Origin of the sequence: Idiomarina aquatica (genome assembly GCF_003987185.1) — a bacterium.
In the GTDB taxonomy this organism is placed as follows: Bacteria; Pseudomonadota; Gammaproteobacteria; order Enterobacterales; family Alteromonadaceae; genus Idiomarina; species Idiomarina aquatica.
Genome location: NZ_PIPS01000001.1, coordinates 181,614 through 205,093, shown reverse-complemented (window position 1 = coordinate 205,093; position 23,480 = coordinate 181,614). Strand labels below are relative to the sequence as shown.

Below are 23,480 nucleotides of genomic sequence, written 5' to 3'. Positions count from 1 at the left end.
TTTACCCGTTCATTAAATGCTGTTCGCTTCCAGTTCGATGCGTGATGCGGCGCCATAAATGCGGCTGGCATCGCCTTCAACCGTACCTTCGGGGGTGGTGGTTGGCCACAAGGCGGTCAGCCCTTCAATGATGCGGCGGGTTTCAGCGATTGCGGCTTCGCCACGTTGTTGTTCGGCCGCTGAAATTGCCTCCAGCCGTGCCAGCGCAATTTGTTGGAAACCATACGCGTCCTGGTATTCGTGAACATTCACGACCTTGCCCTCATTGATACCAATGGCGTATTCGTCCGCGGCGGTAATGAGCATACTGGAGATGCTTTTCAACACATCGCCGGCAGTCATCTCAGCCACCGGTTCGTTAACGCTGATCGCCTGTTTCAAGGCGCTATAGGCATTCTCAACCACGGCACGGCTGTTATCGTTATTTACCGCATCGGCTAAGGCTTGCAATTCGTCAGCAAACCCCGGCAAACCGCGTGCTTCAAACGCACTGACCAGCCCCGCGTAAAGTTCGTCGCCGGGATGTTTCATGTGTGTTTTCGCCATCTCGATATGGCCTTGCTCGTACAAGGTCATGCCGACCCACAGGTGCCCACGGATGAGGCCCAACTGAGCCAGAAATTGTGCGTCGTTCTCCGCCAGGTTAACGCTGACGGCACCTTCGCCTTCACCTTCGCCGCCTTCACCTTCCATCATCGGGCCTGGCGCAACCATCGCGGTAGCGGGGTAGACCGACGCCGGTTGATCGGCCGACGCTGAGGCGACAACCAGGCTGCTGGCGAGGGCTGAACCAACACCAACCCATACTTTGCGTTTTTCAAACATAGTGCGAATCCTTCATTGTTCTTAATCAAGGTAGTCTTAACCAAACAGTGCCATTATAATGTCAAAAATGAGAACTATTCGCAAAAATTAATTGAGGCGCCATGATTCTGCATCTTCAACAGGTGATTGATTCCGACACCTTACAGGCCGTTCGCGACAAGCTGGCAACGCTGACCTTTACGGACGGTAAATTAACCGCCGGTTGGGCGGCAAAACCACTGAAGCAAAATCAACAATTGGGTTCCGGCAAGGCCGCGGATGCGGTACTGGAATTGTTGCTGAAACGGTTCCGCAGCGCCGCCGGTGTGGAAGCGGCACTGCGACCCAAGCAATTTGCGCGGGTAATGATCAACCGCTATCAGCAAGGCGAGTTTTACGGTATGCACATGGATGACGCCTTGATGGCCGGCATTCGTACTGACATCTCGTTTACGCTGGGGCTGACATCATTGGCGGACTATGAGGGTGGCGCGCTCACCATCGACGACAGTTCCGGACAGCGCAGTTGGCGACTGGACGCCGGCGACGTGTTGATCTACCCCAGTCATTTTTTACATCAGGTTGAACCGGTTACGGCCGGCGAACGGCTGGCCATGGTGGGTTGGGTGCAAAGTCTGGTGCGAGACCCGCAGCAGCGCGAAATTTTGTTTGATCTGCAAGCCGCGGTAAAAGCTGAGCATCAGGCCAATGGTCACAGTGAACAGTTCTTTCGCCTCAGCAAAAGCTACCAAAACCTGTTGCGGCGATGGCTCGACGATTAATTCGCCAAATCGGGTCACACCCGTTAGACTGTGCGCCGTTGTAAACTCGAAACCGTAACAAACTGAAATGCCCGAAAAATCTTCTTTTAAACGCGGAATGCTTAAGCGCGCCCAAGTCCTGATCGTCCTGTTGGTGTTGGGTGGCGTGGTGCTGGTTGAATTCATCCAGGCGTTAGCGCTCGAGCGTCAGCAGCAACAACAGTATCAACAAACCGTCAATCGTCTGACGGCGGTGCGATCCAAACTCGAGCAGTCGTTAAGTCGCACGATTCAGGCCGGTTTATCGCTCGGTACTTACTTTTCCGTCAACCCCAATCCGGACGTGCGCGAAGCACGGCTGGTGAGTGCTGAAACGCTGCGGCGCTTTAGTGAAATCGAACAGATCAGAGTGAACAGCCGGGATGGTGATGCGTTTATCTATCCGTTGCTGACCATGACCGCCGATACCCCCTTTGAACAAAGTGATAACTGGGCGCGTCGGGCTGACATCGCGATTGGTTTAAACCGAGCCCGCATTGGTACCCCCAGCTATCAGCCTGACGGTTTTCTGGGTCTCAGTGTCCGTGCGCCGATTTACTCCAGCTTTTATCTTTATCGTGGCCACTATTGGGGTGAACTGCGGCTGATGCTTAACCTCAGCCGGCTATTACACAATACGATCAGCGAAGTGGGCGGGCAACAGCTTGCGTTTGCGTTAACGCACTCGGATACACCACCGGTGCTTGATTCGCGCTTCTATGGTAACGAAGGCACGGTCACCGGCCATGAGGCGAGTATCGAGGTGCAGTTTCACGGTACCCAGTGGTCGTTGTACGCGAAACGCGCCGAAACGGCCACCATCAGCCTCTGGCAGCAACAACTGGCGCGCCTGGTGGGCTATCCGTTGCTGTTGCTTGTGGCGGGGCTGTTGTGGTTATTGATTCGCAGTTATCGTCAGGTGCGCAGTACCGCACTGACCGATGTGTTAACAGGACTGCCGAATCGACGGTTGCTGGTTGACCGTATGCAGCAGTTGATCAAAGCGCGGAATGCGCAGTTCGCCCTCTTATTTATCGATTTAAATAAGTTTAAATCCATTAATGACACCTACGGTCATCAGGTCGGTGACGCGTTTTTGTTGCACGTGGCGAAAACCTTAAAACAGGTGTGTCGCGAAGGGGACACCGTAGCCCGCGTCGGCGGTGATGAATTTGTTATAGTGATGCCCGCTGCCGCTGAAACCGCTGATGTGCTTGAGCGTAAAGTTCAGCAACAGTTGCTGGCCAATCCGTTTCACCACCACGAGCAGCAATTTTATATTGTTGCCAGTATCGGCATCGCACACTATCCCAACGACGGTGCGAGTGTTGATGAATTATTAAACCTTGCCGATAAAGCCATGTATGATGACAAGCATAAAGCGTCGGTGGTAAAACACCGCGGTGAGGGAATGGAATATGATAACCACTGAACGCCTGTTGATTGAACCGTTGTCCAATGCCGATGCAGACTTCTTGGTGAATTTGCTGAATCAGCCCAGCTTTATCGAGAACATTGCGGATAAAGGGGTTAGAGACCGCGCCGGTGCCTGTAGCTATTTGCGTGATGGGCCGCTGGCCAGTTATCGTCAGCACGGTTTTGGGTTGTGGAAAGTCAGTCTGCGGGAAAGCCATCAGCCGATCGGCATGGCGGGCTTACTCAAGCGCGACTATTTGCCGCTGGCTGATATTGGTTATGCGTTGCTGCCGGAATATACCGGCCAGGGCTATGCCTATGAAGCAAATCGTGCGGTGTTGGAATGGGCCAGACAACATCAACACCGTGAAGTGCTGGCCATTTGTAATCCGGACAACCGTGCCTCAGCCGGGTTACTTTACAAACTCGGTTTTAGCGACGACGGCGACGTTGTGCCTCCGGGGGAGACACAGTCCATCAAACGTTATCGTATCGTGTTGAACTGAGCGCGCTGCCATCGTGCTCAGTCAATCCGAGTAAGCCAACCGTGGGTATCCTCAGCTTGTCCCCACTGGATAGCATTCAACGCGTTGCGTAACTGTTCTGTTATCGGGCCGCCCTGGCCATTACCGACGTTAATGGTGCGTCCTTGATAAACCAGTGAACCGACCGGGGTCAGTACCGCCGCCGTGCCTGACAAGGCCGCCTCGGTTTGTGGCTTCTGCGCCCGTTCGATCAGTTCCTCCACACTCAGCGGACGTTCGCTGACGGTCATGCCGCGGTCGCGGGCAAGGGTTAAGATCGAATCACGGGTAACGCCGTGTAAAAAGCTACTGTCGAGGTCTTTGGTAATGATCTCGTCACCGTCAATGAGAATAAAGTTAGCGGCACCGGTTTCCTGCACGTCACCGTTGGGGCAGAACAGTACCTGATCCGCAGCAAATGCCTCACGAGCCTGCAAAATCGGGCCCAAGGCGCTGGCGTAGTTGCCACCACTTTTAATCATGCCCATGTGCGCCGCACAACGGGAACCCTGGTCTTCCACCAACAGCTTCAGTGGCTTAATACCGCCGGAGAAGTAATCGCCAACCGGCGACAACAGCACGTAAAGTAAGGATTGGTTGGTCGGGTGAGCGGCTTTACCAATAGCCGGTTCGGTGCCGATGTGGGTGGGGCGTATGTACATCGATCCCGGCGGTGCCGGCACCTGATCGTTAAAGGCCGTGACCACATCAATGATCATCTGTCGCAGTAAGGTGACATCAATTGGCGGTAGTGCCAGCAGACGACTGCTTTGTGCCATCCGCGCAATGTTCTTGTCCATGCGAAAAATGTGTACGCTGCCGTCATCGTGACGAAACGCCTTTAAGCCTTCAAAACAAGTACTGGCGTAGTGCAGAACGTGGGCGCCGGGGTGTAAATTAAGTGAATCTGAGTTGACCAGCTGCTGATAATCCCAACGCTGGTCTTTATACTCTGCCAGACTCATCTTGGGCATAAAAACGGTACCGAATGCCGCCATGGTGCTTCCTCATTTAAATCGAATATTATGTTTTTTGATGTACCAAAGTGCCACCGGCGTCTCCAGTACAATGTAGACAATTAGGGTATACCAGAACCAGTTCAGTGACAGTCCGAGTAAATAAAAGGGAAAACCCGTGTCCCAGTATTTGTAGCCGACGATAAATAACGCAATACCTGCAGCGATCAGATCATAGGCGGCTAATTTGTTGAAATTGCTGCCGGCAACTTTCGGGTACACATGCAGATAAGACACCAGGATCATTACCAGGCACAGCGCAACCACAAGTAACTCAGCGGGTATCATAAAGGGCTCCTACAGACTTTGAAGGCTGACTATGATACCTGACAGCAACATTAAGCCAATGGTTAACTGGCGAAAACGGAATTCGGAAACGTAATGTTGCAAGCGTTGCCCCAGCGCCGCGCCAAGGATAGCGCAAGGCAACAGCGCCACGATAAGGTAAAAATGCGTATCGCTGTAGAGTCCCTGACGGCTAAAATTAATCACGTTCGCCAGCGCAATGGCGAGAAAGAATAAACTGAGGGTGGCGCGAAACTGCGTTTTTGGCAACCGCGCGTTAGCAAGAAACAGCACAATCGGCGGACCGCCAAGGGTCATCAGACCGTTTAAAATACCAGAGCTGGTGCCGATGGTGAGGTAACCGGCGGTGTGTTCGGCGGTGGGTAACTGGCGGCCGCTGGCCAGGATCAGCGCGACCGCAATGATGATGACACCGAGCGCCAGTTTCAGCCATTGCTCGTTAATGCTCACCAGTAAGCTGCCGGCCACCAGCGAGGCCATCACGCCGGCGCCAATTAACCAGCGCCACTGTCCGGGACGCGCTGCGTGGCGGTTTTTCCAGTAAATGACGGCGGCGACGAAAATGTTGATAACGGACAAGCTGGGGGTCAACAGCGTCAGTGGAAACCATAATGCCAGTATTGGCACAGCGACTAATCCCGAGCCGAAACCACTGATTCCTTGTAAGGTTGTTGCAAAAAAAAGAACCAATCCGGCAAAAATGTATTCCATAGCCTTTTCACACCGTCGATAAGTATTCATAATACGAAGGATAATAATAACGGAGCAACGCATGCGTGTGGTGATATTGCTGCTTTTAACCGTTTTGCTGGCGCTACAATACCGTTTATGGTTTGGAAAAAACAGTCTTCCTGACTACTGGCGTTTGCAACAAGAGGTTAAAAACCAGCAAGCAACCAATGACAGCCTAAAGCGCCGCAATCAAGTGCTGTACGCTGATATCGAGGATCTTCGCGAAGGCGAGGATGCGCTCGAGGAACGCGCGCGCAACGAACTGGGTATGATCAAAAAGGACGAAGTGTTTTTCCGGATCATTCCCAGCCGCGTACCTAAGTCGTTAGCCAGTAAGGATAGGGCAGGAGCGACCCAGCCATGACCAATAAGGTGGCAAGCATTGCTGCAGTTATCCCGGCCGCCGGGCGCGGACGCCGGATGCAGTCTGCAACCCCGAAACAATTTCTTGTCGTACACGGCAAAACTCTATTACAGCACAGCGTCGATGCGGTGCTGCGTGACCCCCGTGTCGAACACGTTTTCATTGCCAGCGACGAGCAAAATGAACAGGCGGTCGCCAAGAGCTTACCCAACATTTCGTTTGTCGCCGGAGGCGTAACGCGCGCTGAGTCGGTGCTTTCTGGCGTATTGCACGCCATCACTCAGGGTTACACCCATGTCGTGGTCCACGACGCGGCTCGGCCGGGGCTTCCTGCAGCGGTACTGAGCGCCGTCATCGATGCGGCGCTCAGCGGCGATAACGGCGCTATCGTTGCCATGCCGGTACGAGATTCATTAAAACGCAGCGAACCGGACAGTGACATGATCAGCACCAGTGTCAGCCGTGAACACCTATGGCAGGCGCAGACGCCGCAGGTATTTACCGCGGCACTGCTGGCCGACGCCATCAGTGAAATGGGGGTTGAACACCCGCAACTGACCGATGAAGCATCAGCGATGGCCTATTTGGGTTATCATCCGCGCCTGGTAATGGGTTCGTTAAAAAACATCAAAGTCACCCACCCCGAAGATCTGGAACTGGTGACCGCAATACTGGCACCGCCAGGCCGATAAACCGAGCAACCAAGAGAAGGAGTTTTGACCTTATGCAGTTTCGAGTAGGACACGGTTACGACGTACATAAGTGGGGCGCAGATAAACCGCTGCTACTCGGAGGTATTAAGGTACCTCATACTACCGGTCTGCAAGCGCATTCTGACGGCGATGTGGTGCTGCACGCAATTACCGATGCGGTGTTAGGCGCAGTGGCGCTCGGTGATATTGGTCAACATTTTCCGGATACTGACCCGCAGTTTGCCGGTGCCGACAGCATGGTATTGCTGCAGCACGCGGTAAAACTGGCACAGCAACAGGGCTTTAAGGTCGGCAATGTCGATGTCACCATCGTTGCACAAGCGCCAAAAATGGCCCCGCACATTACTGCCATGCGGACCCGCATCGCGCAGGGTCTGCAGGTGGCTGAAAATGCCGTTAATGTTAAGGCCACCACCACCGAAAAACTGGGATTTGTTGGCCGCGAGGAAGGCATTGCCTGCCACTGCGTTGCGTTGTTGTACGCAGGAACCGCATCATGAGCGCGTCACTTGAAAACCTTCAACTGCAGTGGCCAACCCTGAACGCGCAGCGGACCAGCGCTCGCTTTAAGCACACCGCCGAAGACTTCCAGGTACGTGAAGAGCTGGCGGTGGACGACGAGGGTGAGGGTGAACATCAATGGCTGTGGATCAAAAAAACCGACGCCAACACCCGTTTTGTTGCGGAGCAACTGGCAAAGTTTGCCAACGTTCACCCGCGCCAGGTCAGTTATTCCGGGCTGAAGGACCGCAAAGCCGTTACCTGGCAGTGGTTCTCGGTACAATTGCCGGGCAAAGCGCTGCTCAACTGGAGCGATCTTGCGCTCGACGGCGTCGAGGTGGAGCGCGTGATTCAACGCAGCAAAAAGTTGAAACTGGGCTTCCACAAAGCCAACCGCTTTACCATTCGTCTGCGTGATGTTGCCGACAAGGCGTTGTTTGAACGCAATTGGCAGCACCTGTGCGAACAGGGTACGCTGAATTATTTCGGCGCTCAGCGTTTTGGTTTTGACGGCAATAACCTGCACGAAGGGCGCCGTTGGCTAAGCGCTGAATCACCGCGCAAAATTGCCCGCAATAAGCGCAGTCTGTGGCTGTCCGCGTTGCGCTCGTATTTATTCAACCAACTGGCTGCAGCGCGCTGGCAGACACATGAATTTAAGCCGTTGGACGGTGACTGTGTCATGTTACAGGGCTCGCAGTCGGTCTTTATTGCCGATAACTGGGACGATGAATTGCTGAGCCGGTTGGCGCAGGGTGACGTGCAATTAACCTGTGCGATGCCCGGCGAAGACGGTCCCGGTAAAGTTGAGGGCGCGGCTGCCGCTGCTGAGCAGCAGTGGCTGGCGCCGTATCAGCAATGGTTGGACGATTTTGCCAAAGTCCGTCTAAAAGCATCACGACGGCCGTTGCGACTGTTTCTGCAGGCGCCCCAATTGCACTGGCAAGGGGATGATGCAACCATAGACTTTGCCTTACCGACCGGCAGCTTTGCGACAACCTGTATTAATGAACTCATTGATTTAGCGGTGACTGAAAATGATGAAAATTCTGTTGAGTAATGACGATGGTGTCCACGCACCGGGAATTCATGCGCTTTACCGTGCGCTAAAAGAAGTTGCAGATGTTCGTGTGATTGCCCCGGATCGCAACTGCAGTGGTGCCTCTAACTCGCTGACCCTGCATAACCCGTTGCGCCTGCAACGCCTCGATAACGGCTTTTACTCGTTAAACGGTACGCCAACAGATTGTGTCCATTTAGGCACCAACTCACCCTTTGCTGACGAAGTGGATCTAGTGGTTTCCGGCATCAATGACAGCCCCAACATGGGGGATGATGTGATGTATTCCGGTACGGTTGCGGCCGCCATGGAAGGTCGCTTTAAAGGGTTGCCGGCGATTGCGGTGTCGATGGGCGGTAAAGGGCACGACTACTATGATACCGCCGCCCGGGTGGTCGCTGATATTGTACAGGCGATGGAATCCAAACCGTTGCGACTGGACACGGTGCTGAATATTAATGTGCCGTACACCACCTTTGACCAGTTAAAAGGGACGCGGGTGACGCGGCTGGGACGCCGTCATCGCGCTGAAACCATGGTGCATGACCGCGATCCGTTCGGCCGTGAAATCTTCTGGTACGGGCCGATTGGCCATCACGCCGATGATGCGCCGGATACCGACTTTTATGCGGTGCGCGAAGGTTATGTTTCGATTACACCATTAAGTCTGGATATGACCGCAAAACGTCATCAGGACACCTTGAACGACTGGTTATCCGATCAATCATGACAGCATTTACATCTTCAGGTCCGGCTCGGCGTTTGATCAGTATTTTACGGCAGGCGGGTATCACGAACCAGCAGGTACTGGACGTCATCGAAACCACGCCGCGGCAGTTGTTTATGCCGGAGAGCCTAGCGCACAAAGCCTACGAAAACACCGCGTTGCCCATCGGCAACGGGCAGACCATCTCGCAGCCGCTGATGGTGGCAACCATGACCCAATTGCTGATGCAGCACGATTGCAAAAAAGTACTCGAAATTGGCACTGGCTCCGGTTATCAGACCGCAATTCTGGCGCGCCTGGTGGATCACGTCTACAGCGTCGAGCGAATCGCGCAGTTGCAGTATCAGGCCAAACGCCGGTTGCGTAGTCTGGACTTGCATAACGTCTCGATGCGCCATGGTGACGGTTGGGAAGGTTGGCGCAGTAAAGCGCCGTTCGACGGTATTATCGTCACCGCCGCCGCAACCGAAGTGCCGCAAGCGCTGGTAGAACAATTGGCCGACGGCGGGGTGATGATCATTCCTGTGGGTGATAAGCAGCAGACGTTAACGGTGCTGCGTCGGTTTGGCGACACCATTGAACAACAACGGATTGGTGATGTTCGATTTGTGCCATTGGTTAAAGGGGATCTTCTTTGAAACTTTTTTCTGCGTTGTATGATCGGGTGCTTCGCTGGACGCAACACCCGAAAGCAGACTGGCTGTTGGCGTTACTCAGTTTTACCGAATCGGTTATTTTCCCGATCCCGCCTGATGTCATGCTAGCGCCGATGGCAATGACTCAGCCCCAGCGCGCCTGGCGGTTGGCCGCACTGACGACGGTAAGCTCGGTTGCCGGCGGCATACTGGGTTATTTGCTCGGCTACTGGGCCTATGATGTCGCCGTGGTGCCATTGGTTGAAACGCTTGGTTATCAGGACAAGCTGGCCACGGTAACCGAGTGGTTTACGACTTATGGGATCTGGATCGTCTTTATTGCCGGCTTCTCACCCATTCCGTACAAATTATTTACCGTAACAGCCGGGGTTATGCAAATGGCATTTTTACCTTTCGTGCTGGCGTCGGCAGTCAGTCGCGGGCTGCGTTTTTATCTGGTTGCCTGGCTGCTGAAAACCGGTGGCCCGGCAATGGCGGTAAAACTGCGTCTTTACGTTGACCGCATTGGTTGGAGTGTTGTGGTGCTGGCTATCCTGGGTTATGTTGTTTACCAAGGGATGAGTTAAGGGCGCACACAGCAATGAAAGAGCAACTGCCTGCCAGACTGGTATTATCAGCGGCTGCAGCCATTGGCCTGTTGCTCATCGCTGGCTGCTCGGGGCGCAGTTCCCCGGCGCCGGTGGAAACCTTATATACCGGTAAAACCTTTCGCGACTTCGAACCCAATTCATTGACCGCCGATACCTATCAGGTACAAGCCGGTGAAACCCTCTATTCTATCGCCTTCCGTGCCAATCGTGATGTCAACGAACTGGCCAGACTCAATCAACTGGATGAGCCTTACACGATTTACCCCGGCCAGACGTTGCGTTTATCCGGCAATCTCGCACGTCAACGTCCGCCAAAATCGGTTGCTCAAACGAAAGCGAATAATAATACTGTCCGAGACTCAAAAAAAGATATAAAGCGACCCGTTGCTAAGTCTGCACAGAAGGAGTATGGTCAAAAAGTAGACAGCAAGAAAAAGGTTGTAAAACCAACAACTAAACCGAAAAGCCAGGCGTCTGAGCGAACGGTTCAGAAACGCGTGAAGACGGTTGAGCCACGTCGCTCGGTGACAGTCGCCAACAAAGACATTCAGTGGCGATGGCCGGCGGCGGGGGCAGTCATTGAAGATTTTTCGTTATCGGAACGGGGTAATAAGGGCCTCGATTTTGCCGGTAACAGGGGCGACCCAGTGCGTGCGGCGGCTGCCGGGAAAGTCGTTTATGTCGGCAGCGCGTTAAGAGGTTTTGGGCAGTTAATCATTTTGAAACATAACGATGATTTTATTACTGCTTACGCGCACAACGACAAGATTCTTGTGCAAGAGCAAGATTGGGTAGATGTGGGTGAAACCATTGCCGAAATGGGCGATTCAGGAACGCAGCGGGTGAAGCTGCATTTTGAAGTTCGCTATCGCGGCAAGTCAGTTAATCCACGGCATTATTTGCCTAAATCCCGCTAGTGAGGGCGAGGAGGATGAAAAGCAACGGATAGGGATGTCAGCGTGTCGTTTGTCACGAAGGGTTAGACAAGGGGAAGTTGTTATGAGCAGGACCAAGGCAGAGTTGGACGAAAATGACGAAGTCAGTGAAGATTTTGTTGAGGATGATGACATCGAGGAACCGCAACCCGAGGCGCTGAATGCGTCCCGTATTGCTGAAGATGAAGAAGCTGCCTTAGAAGAAGCGCTGTCATCGAATACTCAGTACCAGCGTAAAATGGACGCTACCCAAATGTATTTGGGAGAAATTGGTTTTTCGCCGCTGTTGACGGCCGAAGACGAGGTGTTCTATTCGCGGCGTGCGTTAAAAGGCGATAAAGCCGCACGACGGCGAATGATTGAAAGCAACCTGAGACTGGTGGTTAAAATCGCTCGCCGCTATAACAATCGCGGTTTGGCGCTTTTAGACTTGATCGAAGAAGGCAATTTGGGACTGATTCGTGCGGTCGAAAAGTTTGATCCCGAACGCGGCTTTCGCTTCTCAACTTACGCGACCTGGTGGATACGACAGACCATCGAGCGCGCCATCATGAACCAAACCCGCACCATCCGCCTGCCGATACACGTGGTTAAAGAGTTGAATGTGTATTTGCGTGCAGCGCGGGAATTAGCCCACAAACTGGATCATGAGCCAACCGCCGAAGATATTGCCCGTAGCCTTAATAAGCCGGTTGGTGACATCAACAAAATGCTGCGCCTCAATGAGCGCATTGCTTCGGTAGATATGCCGATGGGCGGGGATGGTGATAAAGCACTGTTGGATCTGCTTGCCGATGAAAATGATGGCGGCCCTGAGGGTATTTTGCAGGACGGCGATCTCAAGGAGCGCATTACGGAATGGTTGGAAGCTCTGAGTCCGAAGCAAAAAGAAGTGTTGGCACGGCGGTTCGGCCTGCTCGGTTATGAACCCTCAACACTGGAGGATGTCGGCCATGAAATTGGGTTAACCCGTGAACGGGTGCGGCAAATTCAGGTGGAGGCGTTACGCAAGCTGAGGGACTTTCTCAAACAACGGGGATTAACACTGGACTCCCTGTTTACCTCGAACTGATAAAAAGGCGCTCAATCGAGCGCCTTTTTCCATTCAAACAGCAAATCCAATGCCTGTTTCGGGCTCAGTTCATTAACGTCAACGCCCTGTAACTTCTCCAGCAACGCCGTTGCTTGCGGTTCCGGCGTTTGTGGCGCTGCTGGCTGAGGCTCAAGCGGTAAGCTTTGTTGTGCGCTTGACTCTTGCTCCAGCGTCCTTAATTTACGTTTGGCGGCGCTGATGACATGACCCGGTACACCGGCCAGTTTTGCGACCTGCAAACCGAAACTCTGACTGGCGGCGCCTTCAGCGACACGGTGCAGGAACACGATATGATCCTGGTGTTGTTGTGCTTCGACGTGCACATTTACGGTTCCGGGCAGCTGTTCTGCCAACTCGGTGAGTTCAAAATAATGCGTTGCAAACAGCGTTAGACAACCGATATTGCGCGCCAGTTGTTCAGCCACGGCCCAGGCCAGCGACAAGCCATCATAGGTAGAAGTGCCACGGCCAATCTCATCCATTAACACCAGACTTTGCGCGGTAGCGTTATGCAGAATATTTGCCGTTTCGGTCATTTCGACCATAAAGGTTGAGCGTCCTGACGCAATATCATCGGCCGCACCAATGCGGGTAAAGATGCGATCGAACTGACCGATCACCGCGGCTTCGGCGGGCACATAACAGCCCATATGAGCAAGAATAACGATCAACGCGGCCTGTCGCATATACGTGGATTTACCCCCCATGTTGGGGCCGGTTATCATCAACATTTTGCGCTCGGGACTCAGTACAATGTCGTTCGCTATGAAGGGTTCGTCACTGAGCCGTTCGATCACCGGGTGGCGAGCCTGTTGCAACTGCAGCCGGTTGTTGTCGCTGACCAGTTGTGGCCGGCAGTAGCCTTGTTGCATGGCCAATTTGGCAAAGGCCGCAAGGGTGTCCAGTTCGGCCAGCGCGGCGGCTGTGCGTTGCAGTTCGTTGACAAAGGGCAGGCAGTGCTCAAACAGCTGGTCATAAAGCCATTTCTCGCGCGCCAGGCTGCGAGCCTGTGCCGTCAGTACTTTTTCCTCGTGCTGTTTCAGTTCGGGAATAATGTAGCGTTCGGTGTTTTTCAGCGTTTGTCGACGCTGGTAATCAGCGGGGATATCCCCGGACGCGTTGCGCGATACTTCGATAAAGTAACCGTGAACTTTATTGTAACCGACTTTAAGTGTAGCAATGCCGGTACGCTCACGTTCACGGGTTTCAAGCTGTTGTAAATAGTCGGACGCGCCGGTAGCCAGTTCGCGTAACTCGTCCAGTTCGCTATCATAGCCGCTGGCAATGACGCCGCCATCACGGATCAGCATCGGTGGGTTTTCAATGACTGCGCGAGTGAGCCGTTGCTGCAATTCAGCAAATGGTTGTATCACCTTGTCATAGCGCGTCAGCGCCGCTGTTTGACACAGTAGCTTCAACGCCGGGATCAACGCCAGACTGTCACGCAGACGAGCGAAATCCTTGGGCCGCGCGCTGCGCAAGCCAATCCGCGCCACAATACGCTCGATATCGGCAAACTGCTTCAGTTGTTGATGCAACTCGAGGTAACGCTCTTGTTCGCACAACTCTTCGACCGCGTCATAACGAGCCTCTAAGGTCTGTTGTTCGCGGATGGGGCGTTGTAGCCAACGTTGAAAGTTACGACTGCCCATTGCCGACACGGTTTCGTCGAGTACCGCACTCAAATGCGTATCGGCGCTGGATAAACTTTGTTGCAGTTCCAGATTACGTCGTGTGGCAGCATCTAAAATAATGGCATCGTTCGGCGGTTCGCGCAGCAGCGCCTGAATATGCGGTAACGCCGCTCGCTGCGTCTCTTGTACGTAGTGTAGTACCGCTCCGGCAGCGCTGATGCTGGGGTGTTTATCCTGTAAGCCAAAGCCCTGCAGGTGCTGGGTATTAAATTGGCGGGTCAGCAAACCCTGCGCCGTTTCAACGTCAAATTCCCAAACCGCGCGGCGGCAACTGCGGGTTTTGGCCAAGGGGAGCCCGGCAATATCAAAACCTTCCGGGTACAGCAGTTCGGCCGGCTGCAGCCGTTGCAGTTCGGCCGTTAACTGCTCGTACGAGTGGGCTTCAGTAAGCCAGAAGCGGCCGCTGCTCAATTCCAGTACCGCAATGGCATAGCCGTTTGCCAACGGATTGACGGCGGTGAGAAGATTTTGCTGGCGCTCATTCAGCAAGGATTCGTCGGTAATGGTGCCCGGCGTCAGGATCCGTACCACTTTACGCTCAACCGGGCCTTTACTGGTGGCCGGATCCCCAATCTGTTCGCAAATGGCAACGGATTCGCCCTTATTGACCAGTCGCGCGAGGTAGTTTTCGGCGGCATGGTAGGGCACACCGGCCATCGGGATCGGCTCACCATTACTGACGCCGCGTTTGGTCAGCGAAATATCAAGCAATTCGGCGGCGCGTTTGGCGTCATCAAAGAAAAGCTCGTAAAAATCACCCATCCGATAGAACAACAACATGTCAGCATGTTCTGCTTTTATGCGCAGGTATTGCTGCATCATGGGTGTATGTGATTGGATCGACTGTTCAGAAATAGCGGACGCTGGCATACTTTAGTTATCTTTTTATTAGGATCCGAAAATTATGGTAACAAGCCGACAAAACTGGGCGCAACTGGTGTCGCTGGCGGCAACGGTTGGTCAACAGTTGACCGCCCGCCAGCAAACGCTGGCAACCGCAGAGTCCTGTACCGGCGGAGGTATAGGATACGTCATTACGGAAGTGGCGGGAAGCTCTGCATGGTTTAATGGTGGCTTAATCACCTATACTAACGCACTCAAACAGCAGTGGTTGCAGGTACCCGAAACCACACTGACGGAATTTGGTGCGGTATCGCAACCTTGTGTTGAAGCGATGGCACGAGGAGCTTGTCAGGCCGCCTCAGCGGATTGGGCGGTTGCCGTCAGTGGTATTGCCGGACCGGAGGGTGGCAGTGCGGAAAAACCGGTGGGTCTGGTGTGGATGGCCATTGCCTGTGGCCAGCAGACCGAGAGCTTCTCGCAGGTTTTCGAAGGAGACCGCGAAGCGGTGCGGATACAGACCATAGCAACGGTTTTGAATCGCTTACTAAAAAAATTATCGTAATAACTTGATACTGTAAAAACATACAGTATACTGTTCATAAAACCAGTAATTAATAGTTGGAGCATAGCATGAGCAACGATCGTTCAAAAGCACTAGATGCAGCACTTGGACAAATTGAACGACAGTTTGGTAAAGGATCCATTATGCGTCTGGGTGATAACCAGACCATGGACATTGCCTCAGTGTCAACCGGCTCGTTAGGGCTTGATGTCGCCCTCGGCATCGGTGGTCTGCCATTTGGACGTGTCGTTGAAATTTACGGACCGGAATCGAGCGGTAAAACCACGCTGACACTGCAAGTTATCGCAGAAGCTCAGAAAGCCGGAAAAACCTGTGCGTTCGTTGATGCTGAGCACGCATTGGATCCGATTTACGCGGAAGCGCTTGGCGTTCAGGTTGATGACCTGTTGGTGTCGCAGCCGGATACGGGCGAGCAGGCACTGGAAATCTGTGACATGTTGGTGCGTTCTGGTGCCGTTGATGTGGTTATCGTCGACTCGGTTGCCGCGCTTACGCCAAAAGCTGAAATTGAAGGCGAGATGGGTGACAGCCACGTGGGTCTGCAGGCGCGTTTGATGTCACAAGCGTTACGTAAATTGACCTCTAACATCAAAAAGTCGAACAGCCTGTGCATCTTCATTAACCAAATCCGGATGAAGATTGGTGTGATGTTCGGTAACCCGGAAACCACAACCGGTGGTAATGCGTTGAAATTCTACTCGTCAGTACGTCTTGATATTCGTCGTACCGGTGCTCTGAAAGAGGGCGACGAAGTGGTGGGTAACGAAACTCGCGTGAAAGTGGTGAAAAACAAAGTAGCGCCGCCATTTAAAGAAGCAAACTTCCAGATCCTATACGGTCGCGGCATCTCCAAAGAAGGCGAGCTCATCGACTTAGGTGTTAAACACAAGATGGTCGATAAAGCGGGCGCTTGGTACAGTTACAATGGCGATAAGATTGGTCAGGGTAAAGCGAACTCAATGAAGTTCCTGCAGGAAAACCCGGCTATCGCGAACGAGCTGGAAGGACGTTTACGGGAACTGTTGTTGACTAAACCCGTAAAGAAAACCAAGGAAGATCGAGAAGCTGAAGCGGCTGCTAAAGCCAGCAAGGCCAGCGATAAAGCCGAGGCCGATGACGATCTGTCATTGACCTAGGCGTTATTAAAACCTCGATGTCATGCGCGGCGGTGAGTTCACAGAGAACATTTCCTGATGAAGTCTCGCCGCGTAAGCATCGGTCATTCCTGCCAGATAATCCGCAATAACCCGATAGGGGTTGCCCTTGAGTCCCTGCTCGAGACGCTGTTTTTCCAACTGATAACGTTGTTTGGTGTTTTCGGGTAATAAACGCTCCGGATCGACCGCGAGTGCGTCAAAAATTTCCATCACCACCTGTTGCCCTTTGAATTCCTGAATTTGCATTTCGGGTTTGCGAATAACAAATTTAAAGATGAATTCTTTTAGCGCCTGTAACAGCTTGTGTTCTGTCGGACCCAGTAACGCTTGGTATTGCAGAATAGGATCGTCAAATGTGACTGGGTAGGGTTGTAGGGTCGCTGAGGTCACCAAACGGTTAACCAAATCGCCGATGGCGCGTTTGCGCTGATAATGCTGTGCTGAGAACAGCAAATCGGTCAGCTCAGCCGCATTAAACTCAGGTAATTCCGACTCCAGCTGTTGCAACAACTCATACATTTCAGCCATCCAGCGATCGCGCTGGATTAAACCGACCACAATGGCGTCTTCCAGATCATGCACGCCATAGGCGATGTCATCGGCGAGCTCCATGATCGACGCATCAACGCTTTTGTATTGACTGCGGCCATGTTGATGTTCACTTGGCTGCTGTGAAAACTGCTGTAAGCGCTCGATATCACGATCACACAGTGCGGAAAGTACCCACTTTAACGCATCGCTGTCGTCATCATACAGCGCTTTCGCCGGCAGCCAGTCGCGGGTTGGTAAATGACGGAAATCACTGATGTCCTTTGGCAGTCGTTTGCGTCTTGCCTGATGCATGGTAACCGGATACTTCAACAGTCCGAGCAGTGTGCGGCGGCATAAATTCATTCCGGCGTCGGCCGTGTAGGTCTCTAACTGGGTGACGATACGAAAGGTTTGACCATTGCCCTCGAAGCCGCCGTGATGTCGCATCATGTAATTGAGCGCAATTTCACCGCCATGACCGTATGGCGGATGACCAATATCGTGCGCCAGACACAAGGATTCGATCAGCGATTCAGACAGTTGCAGAGACTCTGCAAGTTCGGTCTGGTGTTGCTGAAAATGAACCACCAGGCCACCGCCAATTTGGCTGGCTTCGAGCGAATGAGTTAGGCGGGTACGCGGAAAGTCGTGCATACCAATGTACATCACCTGAGTTTTTGCCTGCAGCCGTCGAAATGCGGCGGAATGTAACACCCGGGCTTTGTCTTTCTGATAGGGCGTACGGGTATCACCGGAACGATCCGCCGGTGTTGATGCTTGCATACGTTGTTGCCAGATATCCGAGTGCTGCATAGTACCTCCTTAAGCACTTCCGCTCGCGGCCCGCGCCCAACTTGAGGCGTCGTGGTACAGTTTGATCACCGTATCACTGGACAGTTTGAGCTGTTTGGCGGCCTGATCAATTTTCTTCCAATGGACGCGCTCGATCGCTTCAGCGGTAATCAGAAAAAAACCAATCGCGCCTTTTTTATCAATCAACGCGTCGCGAATGGTGGTGCCGGCATGAATGTGCGTTAAAATTTGGCTCAACTCATCGTCCATCATCGCATCAAGCTTAGAGAGCAACCCTGACAGGAAAGCTGTACCGGGGTCGGCACCATAGCGTGGATTCATCTGCGCCAGTTGTTCACAAAAACGCGCGCGGGTTATTGATAACTGCGTTAACTCGTTGGGTTTACTCTCGCCCAGTGAGGCGGTTGATATTAACGCAACAAACTTGCGTATTTCGGCCTGTCCCAGGCGCACGACGGCTTGTTTTAATGAGGTTATTTCCGAGCGACGGGCAAAAAACGCGGAATTCACAAAACGCAGCAACTTGTAGGAAACGCCGGTGTCACGCTCAATAATTTGGGCGATTTCGTCGGGGTTATAGTCGTCGGCGGATATTTTATCCAGCAGCTCCAGATAGACTTTTTGTGACGCCGATAAAGAACGGCGTTGGATGACTTCCGGTTTAGCAAAAAAGTAGCCCTGAAAGTAATCAAAGCCGAGCTCGAGTGCTTGCTTAAATTCATCGTAGGTTTCTACTTTTTCCGCCAGATAACGTCCTGTAAAGCCGCGGTGTGCGCGCATTTGCTGTTTAATCTGCGCTATCGACAGTGCGCGGAAGTCCATTTTGACGATGTCGATCAGCGGCAAAAAACGCTGCCAGCGATCATCAAATTCAAAATCATCAAGCGCTACTGTGTAGCCCTTATCCTTCAATGACGTTACCGACTGAAAAACGTCGTCGGTTGGGGCTACCGTTTCCAGCAGCTCAACCACCGTGTTTTGCTTGGGTAGCAGTTGAGGTAGTTGGTTGCAGATCGATTGTTCCGTGAAATTAATGAACGCTCTATTCTGACCGGTTAATGCTTCAATGCCGGTACTCAGTTCGCTGCTCTCAACCAGCCGTTCCGTGGCTTCATCGGAGTCAATGTCCGGGAACGCATTCTCAAAGCCATCTCGAAACAACAGCTCGTAGGCAAACAGGCCTCTACGACGGTCAAAGATGGGTTGCCGCGCTATATAAAAAATCACCGAGTTTTCCTTATCCGTGTGAGTTGTTTTATGCTACAAATGAGGCAACTCAGTGTACGTTGTTAGCAGGGAATTAGGAAGAGTTTACATGTCAGAAGTCAAAGTAGCATTGGCGCTCGGTTCAGGAGCTGCCAGAGGCTGGTCCCATATCGGTGTGATCAAAGCATTAGAAGAAATGGGTGTGCGGATTAATATGGTTGCCGGAACCTCAATCGGATCCTTGGTAGGCGCTGGGTACGCGTCCGGTCGGCTGGCCGAAATCGAGGATTGGGTGGTTAATATGGGGCGCTGGGAAGTCTGGAATTTGCTCGACTTTGGTTTCAATCAAGGTGGACTGATCGGTGGTGAAAAGGTGTTTAACGAGGCTCGTGAGCAGTTTGGTGCCAAAAACATCGAAGATCTGCCCATTACCTATGGTGCCGTGGCAACGGATCTGTACAGCGGACGTGAAATTTGGCTGCGCAAAGGTGATTTGTACGATGCCTCACGGGCTTCCTGCGCGATGCCCGGCATTTTAGCGCCGAGTGCGATGGATGGGCGCTGGCTGATTGACGGTGGTTTGGTTAACCCGGTTCCGGTATCACTGTGTCGCGCGCTGGGGGCGGATTTTGTCATCGCCGTGCACCTCAACTCGCAGTTAAACTCCAAAGCACTGGAGCAACGCGGACGCAACATTCCGCCGCAAACTGAGGCCGAAGAAGCGCAGAAAAAGCAGTTAGAGCATAAAGCGCGGCATGACGAGTCGGGTTTTTTCGAGAACTTCTGGTCAAGCAGTCAGCATTACTTCGATAATATTAAAGATCGATTTAAAGCCAACCCGCATAAACCGCCGGGTATGTTCAGCGTCATGTCCAGTGCCATTGATATCATGCAGGAGCGTATTACCAAAGCTCGTATGGCCGGTGATCCGCCCGATATTTTAGTGCAGCCCAAGCTGGGCCATATTGGCATTATGGAGTTTGATCGTGGCAACGAGGGCATCGACATCGGTTATGAGACCACGCTACGCATGCGTGATCTCATTATGGACGAAATCGAATTGTTTCGGGAGCGACGGGGTTAATAACCCGCCGCGTGCCCGTCTTTGCGGCTCTCGGAGGCGCCGTAATAGACATCTTGCTGATGGTTTTTCCAAATCGCTTGATAACCGCCGAATGGGCCGACCGCTTCTTGCAGGGTATGGCCCATTTTAATCAGTTCACGACGGGTATGTTTCGAAAAACCATTCTCCAGATGCACGGTGCCGCCGTCGGTCATTTGGCCGCCGGTTGGCTGACCCGAACCGGTATGCAGAATGCGTGGTGCGTCACCGGCTTCTTGTAAATTCATACCAAAATCAATGATATTGATGAGGATTTGCGCGTGCATCTGCGGCTGCGTAGCACCGCCCATAACGCCATAACTCATCAGCGGCTTACCGTCTTTGGTGACAAACGCCGGAATGATGGTATGGAACGGCCGCTTGCCCGGCTCATAAACGTTATTATGGCTGGGGTCCAGATGAAACAGCTCACCGCGGTTCTGCAGTACAAAACCCAGACCTTCAGGGGTTACACCGGAGCCCATACCGCGGTAATTACTTTGAATCAAAGACACCATATTACCGTCACTGTCGGCGGTGGTCAGATAGATGGTGTCGCCTTCGGTGGGGGGATTACCGGGTTCAACCGCTGCGGCGGGCTTGTTCGGGTCGATCAGTTTGGCGCGTTGTTTGGCGTAACCTTTGTCTAATAAGCCCTCAACCGGTACCTCGTTAAAGGCAGGATCCGAGTAATATTTGGCACGATCTTCAAAAGCCAGCTTTTTGGCTTCGACAAAATGATGGACGTATTCGGGGCTGTCAAACCCCATCTCGGCAACATCAAAGTTTTCCAGAATGTTTAAAATTTGCTGTGCCGCGATGCCCTGGGTGTTGGGTGGTAACTCCCATAAGTCGTAGCCACGGTAGCTGCTGGACACTGGGTCGACCCAGGTTGATTCGTGCGCCGCCAAATCCTCATAGGACAAAAAGCCACCGTGTTGCTGCACAAAGTCACCGATGGTTTCAGCGATTTCGCCCTCGTAAAAGGCGTCACGACCTTGTTCGGCCAACATCTGATAGGTATTGGCCAGATCCGGGTTGCGGAAGCGTTCGCCTTTCTGCGGCATGGTTCCGTCTTTCATAAAGACCTCAGCAAAGCCGGGCTGGTCTTTGAGAACTTCACCGTTGCGTTGAAAATAATAGGCAATCACCTCAGTAACCGGAAAGCCCTGACGCGCATACTCAATCGCCGGCGCTAACACCTCCGACATCGGCAGCGCGCCGAAGCGGTCGTGCAATTCAAACCAGCCATCAACGGCTCCCGGTACTGAAAGGGGCAATACACCGCGTGCCGGGATGCTGTCATAACCGTTGTCGATAAAATAGTCACGGCTCAGTGACTGTGGCGAGCGACCGGATGCGTTTAAGCCATAAAGGCGTTCGCTGTCGGCATCCCAAACAATGGCGAACAGGTCACCACCAATGCCGTTACCGGTCGGTTCAACCAGCCCCAGCACCGCGTTTGCGGCAATTGCGGCATCAATCGCGTTGCCGCCTTGCTGCATGATGTCCAGCGCCACCTGGGTTGCCAGCGGTTGGCTGGTTGCCGCCATCGCATTGGGCGCCATGGCTTCTGAACGGGTGGCAAAATGATGGCCGGTAATGCGGTCGGCCGCCTGTAGCGAATCCGCTGCCAATGTGCAGCCCAACGCGAGCGCACAAGAAAGTAGGGTAGTCTTCATAACGATCTCCTCGCTTAGGTAACCTGTCCTAACGCTGTAGATACAAAAAAGGGCCGCCGAAGCGACCCTGCTTTTACTGCTTTAGCTTACTACCGATTACTTCTGAGTGTGGTAGTGGTCATCGATGATTTTTTCCATTTCATCGAATTTATCCTGCAGTTCCTGTGCCGGTTCTTCGGTCAGTTTACTGAACACGATGATGGCCAGTACCGACACGATAAAGCCAGGTACGATTTCATAAACGTAGCCGCTTAATGGCTGGCCGCCAAATTCCGGACCATAAATCCAGAACAGCACGGTCGCAGCACCCAGAATCATACCGGCAAGGGCACCGTGACGGTTCATGCGCTTCCAGAACAGGCTCAGAATGACCACCGGACCAAAGGCCGCACCAAAACCTGCCCAGGCGTTAGATACCAGCGTCAGGACGGTATTTTCCGGGTTCCAGGCCAACCAGATAGCGACCAGTGAAACCAGCAGTACCGAAATTCGGCCAACGGCAACCAGCTCTTTATCGCTGGCGTCCTTACGCAGGAAGGCTTTGTAGAAGTCTTCCGTCAACGAGCTTGAACTCACCAATAATTGCGACGAGATGGTACTCATGATGGCCGCCAGAATAGCTGCCAGCAAGAAGCCACCAATCAGCGGGTGGAACAAGAACTGCGAGAAGATAATAAAGATGGTTTCAGCATCGGCCAGTGTCATTTTCGTTTCGGCGACGTAGGCAATACCCACGAAACCGGTTGCCATCGCACCGATAATGGAAACAAACATCCAGCTGATACCGATACGGCGTGCACTCTTGATGTCACTGACGGAACGAATCGCCATAAAACGGACGATAATGTGCGGCTGGCCAAAATAGCCCAGACCCCAGGCCAGTAATGAGATAATACCCAGTGCAGCTAAGCTTTCACCGGTAGCCCCATCTTTAAAGAAGTCCAGGAAGGACGGATTGATGTCGCCAACCTGGCCGACCACGTCGCTGTAACCACCGAGTTCGGCGAAGGCGACAATCGGCACCAGCACCAGCGCTACAAACATGATGCAGCCCTGCACAAAGTCGGTCATGCTGACCGCCAGGAAACCCCCGAACAGGGTATAAGCGCAGACCACCCCGGCGGTGACCCAAAGGCCGGTGGTGTAATCCATGCCAAAGGAGCTGTCAAACAGCTTACCCCCGGCCACCAGACTGGCTGACGTATACAGGGTAAAGAATATGATGATAACCACCGACGAGAAGATACGCAGTTTGCGTCCTTTATCGTTAAAGCGGTTGGCAAAATAATCCGGAATGGTGATGGAATCGTTGGCAACCTCAGTGTATGTCCGCAAGCGCGGTGCAACAATGATGTAGTTGAGATACGCACCAATGAGCAAACCCACAGCTATCCACAACTGTGACACACCAGAAACATAAATCGCTCCGGGTAAGCCCATCAGCATCCAGCCGCTCATATCCGATGCACCGGCCGAAAGCGCCGTCACTGCAGGACCAAGGCCGCGGCCACCCAGCATGTAACCGGATACCGAATCGGTCGCCTTTTTATAGGCATACAGACCGATGCCAAGCATCACAAGAAAATACAGCGCTAGCGATATCAGAGTACCTGTTTCCACATTAAACTCCCT

24 protein-coding genes are annotated in these 23,480 nt (G+C 53.0%); 15 read left to right on the top strand and 9 right to left on the bottom strand.

All coding sequences use genetic code 11. The annotated features are described in order from the left end of the window. Positions 1–12 precede the first annotated feature (12 nt). On the bottom strand, positions 13–825 hold the full coding sequence (locus tag CWE23_RS01045; protein ID WP_105306205.1) for a hypothetical protein: 813 nt from the start codon (positions 823–825) through the stop codon (positions 13–15). Between the two features lie 101 nt (positions 826–926). On the opposite strand from CWE23_RS01045, the gene CWE23_RS01040 reads away from it, so the two are divergent. The 3 genes from CWE23_RS01040 (at position 927) to CWE23_RS01030 (ending at position 3,526) form a co-directional block, all read left to right on the top strand. Beyond that, complete coding sequence (locus CWE23_RS01040) at positions 927–1,586, top strand: Fe2+-dependent dioxygenase (RefSeq protein ID WP_126819158.1); 660 nt, start codon at positions 927–929, stop codon at positions 1,584–1,586. A 67-nt stretch (positions 1,587–1,653) separates the two neighbouring features. Continuing rightward, positions 1,654–3,036, top strand: a complete 1,383-nt coding sequence (locus CWE23_RS01035) for a GGDEF domain-containing protein (RefSeq protein ID WP_126819157.1) — start codon at positions 1,654–1,656, stop codon at positions 3,034–3,036. Next, complete coding sequence (locus CWE23_RS01030) at positions 3,023–3,526, top strand: GNAT family N-acetyltransferase (protein ID WP_126819156.1); 504 nt, start codon at positions 3,023–3,025, stop codon at positions 3,524–3,526. Before CWE23_RS01035 ends, CWE23_RS01030 begins: the two co-directional genes overlap by 14 nt. A 17-nt stretch (positions 3,527–3,543) precedes the next feature. Here the strand turns inward: CWE23_RS01030 and CWE23_RS01025 are convergent, their stop codons facing one another. The 3 genes from CWE23_RS01025 to CWE23_RS01015 are packed head-to-tail and all read right to left on the bottom strand — an operon-like array spanning position 3,544 to position 5,577. Next, positions 3,544–4,542, bottom strand: coding sequence for a branched-chain amino acid aminotransferase (locus tag CWE23_RS01025; protein ID WP_126819155.1), 999 nt, complete (start codon positions 4,540–4,542; stop codon positions 3,544–3,546). 9 nt (positions 4,543–4,551) lie between these two features. Further along, positions 4,552–4,848, bottom strand: a complete 297-nt coding sequence (locus CWE23_RS01020) for a hypothetical protein (RefSeq protein ID WP_126819154.1) — start codon at positions 4,846–4,848, stop codon at positions 4,552–4,554. A gap of 9 nt (positions 4,849–4,857) precedes the next feature. Continuing rightward, positions 4,858–5,577, bottom strand: coding sequence for a sulfite exporter TauE/SafE family protein (locus CWE23_RS01015; RefSeq protein ID WP_105307703.1), 720 nt, complete (start codon positions 5,575–5,577; stop codon positions 4,858–4,860). Between the two features lie 61 nt (positions 5,578–5,638). On the opposite strand from CWE23_RS01015, the gene ftsB reads away from it, so the two are divergent. From ftsB to rpoS, 9 genes are all read left to right on the top strand, one after another. Then, positions 5,639–5,962, top strand: a complete 324-nt coding sequence (ftsB, locus tag CWE23_RS01010) for a cell division protein FtsB (RefSeq protein WP_105306211.1) — start codon at positions 5,639–5,641, stop codon at positions 5,960–5,962. Further along, positions 5,959–6,654, top strand: a complete 696-nt coding sequence (gene ispD, locus CWE23_RS01005; protein WP_126819153.1) for a 2-C-methyl-D-erythritol 4-phosphate cytidylyltransferase — start codon at positions 5,959–5,961, stop codon at positions 6,652–6,654. Before ftsB ends, ispD begins: the two co-directional genes overlap by 4 nt. A gap of 32 nt (positions 6,655–6,686) precedes the next feature. Continuing rightward, entirely contained in the window at positions 6,687–7,175 is a 489-nt protein-coding gene (gene ispF / locus CWE23_RS01000) for a 2-C-methyl-D-erythritol 2,4-cyclodiphosphate synthase (RefSeq protein WP_126819152.1), read from the top strand. After that, positions 7,172–8,236 carry a tRNA pseudouridine(13) synthase TruD gene (truD, locus tag CWE23_RS00995; protein WP_105306214.1) on the top strand — a complete coding sequence of 355 codons (1,065 nt, stop codon included), beginning with the start codon at positions 7,172–7,174 and terminating at the stop codon, positions 8,234–8,236. Before ispF ends, truD begins: the two co-directional genes overlap by 4 nt. Then, positions 8,214–8,966 carry a 5'/3'-nucleotidase SurE gene (gene surE / locus CWE23_RS00990; protein WP_105306215.1) on the top strand — a complete coding sequence of 251 codons (753 nt, stop codon included), beginning with the start codon at positions 8,214–8,216 and terminating at the stop codon, positions 8,964–8,966. The genes truD and surE overlap by 23 nt, the downstream gene beginning before the upstream one ends. Beyond that, positions 8,963–9,601: a protein-L-isoaspartate(D-aspartate) O-methyltransferase gene (locus tag CWE23_RS00985; protein ID WP_105306216.1), complete on the top strand. Its 639-nt coding sequence runs from the start codon at positions 8,963–8,965 to the stop codon at positions 9,599–9,601. Before surE ends, CWE23_RS00985 begins: the two co-directional genes overlap by 4 nt. Next, positions 9,598–10,185: a YqaA family protein gene (locus CWE23_RS00980; protein ID WP_105306217.1), complete on the top strand. Its 588-nt coding sequence runs from the start codon at positions 9,598–9,600 to the stop codon at positions 10,183–10,185. The genes CWE23_RS00985 and CWE23_RS00980 overlap by 4 nt, the downstream gene beginning before the upstream one ends. 14 nt (positions 10,186–10,199) lie before the next feature. Continuing rightward, positions 10,200–11,126 carry a peptidoglycan DD-metalloendopeptidase family protein gene (locus tag CWE23_RS00975; RefSeq protein ID WP_126819151.1) on the top strand — a complete coding sequence of 309 codons (927 nt, stop codon included), beginning with the start codon at positions 10,200–10,202 and terminating at the stop codon, positions 11,124–11,126. Between the two features lie 82 nt (positions 11,127–11,208). Beyond that, positions 11,209–12,216 carry an RNA polymerase sigma factor RpoS gene (gene rpoS / locus CWE23_RS00970; RefSeq protein ID WP_126819150.1) on the top strand — a complete coding sequence of 336 codons (1,008 nt, stop codon included), beginning with the start codon at positions 11,209–11,211 and terminating at the stop codon, positions 12,214–12,216. 11 nt (positions 12,217–12,227) lie between these two features. On the opposite strand, the gene mutS is transcribed toward rpoS, so the two are convergent. Further along, positions 12,228–14,801, bottom strand: coding sequence for a DNA mismatch repair protein MutS (gene mutS / locus CWE23_RS00965; RefSeq protein WP_126819149.1), 2,574 nt, complete (start codon positions 14,799–14,801; stop codon positions 12,228–12,230). Between the two features lie 34 nt (positions 14,802–14,835). On the opposite strand from mutS, the gene CWE23_RS00960 reads away from it, so the two are divergent. Further along, positions 14,836–15,336: a CinA family protein gene (locus CWE23_RS00960; RefSeq protein ID WP_105306221.1), complete on the top strand. Its 501-nt coding sequence runs from the start codon at positions 14,836–14,838 to the stop codon at positions 15,334–15,336. A 68-nt stretch (positions 15,337–15,404) separates the two neighbouring features. Beyond that, complete coding sequence (gene recA, locus CWE23_RS00955; RefSeq protein ID WP_105306222.1) at positions 15,405–16,493, top strand: recombinase RecA; 1,089 nt, start codon at positions 15,405–15,407, stop codon at positions 16,491–16,493. A gap of 6 nt (positions 16,494–16,499) precedes the next feature. Here recA and CWE23_RS00950 read toward each other — a convergent pair whose 3' ends face one another. Beyond that, positions 16,500–17,858, bottom strand: coding sequence for an anti-phage deoxyguanosine triphosphatase (locus tag CWE23_RS00950; RefSeq protein ID WP_126819148.1), 1,359 nt, complete (start codon positions 17,856–17,858; stop codon positions 16,500–16,502). A 9-nt stretch (positions 17,859–17,867) separates the two neighbouring features. Then, the gene (locus tag CWE23_RS00945) at positions 17,868–19,085 is read right to left on the bottom strand and encodes an EAL and HDOD domain-containing protein (protein ID WP_126819147.1); all 1,218 of its coding nucleotides are present in this window, start codon (positions 19,083–19,085) and stop codon (positions 17,868–17,870) included. Positions 19,086–19,173: 88 nt separating this feature from the next. Between CWE23_RS00945 and rssA the strand changes: the two genes are divergently transcribed. After that, entirely contained in the window at positions 19,174–20,148 is a 975-nt protein-coding gene (gene rssA / locus CWE23_RS00940; RefSeq protein ID WP_105306225.1) for a patatin-like phospholipase RssA, read from the top strand. On the opposite strand, the gene ggt is transcribed toward rssA, so the two are convergent. Beyond that, complete coding sequence (gene ggt, locus CWE23_RS00935) at positions 20,145–21,848, bottom strand: gamma-glutamyltransferase (protein WP_105306226.1); 1,704 nt, start codon at positions 21,846–21,848, stop codon at positions 20,145–20,147. The genes rssA and ggt overlap by 4 nt on opposite strands. 96 nt (positions 21,849–21,944) lie before the next feature. Continuing rightward, a complete protein-coding gene (gene putP / locus CWE23_RS00930; protein ID WP_105306227.1) occupies positions 21,945–23,468 on the bottom strand; it encodes a sodium/proline symporter PutP in 1,524 nt (507 codons plus the stop codon). Between the last annotated feature and the right edge of the window lie 12 nt (positions 23,469–23,480).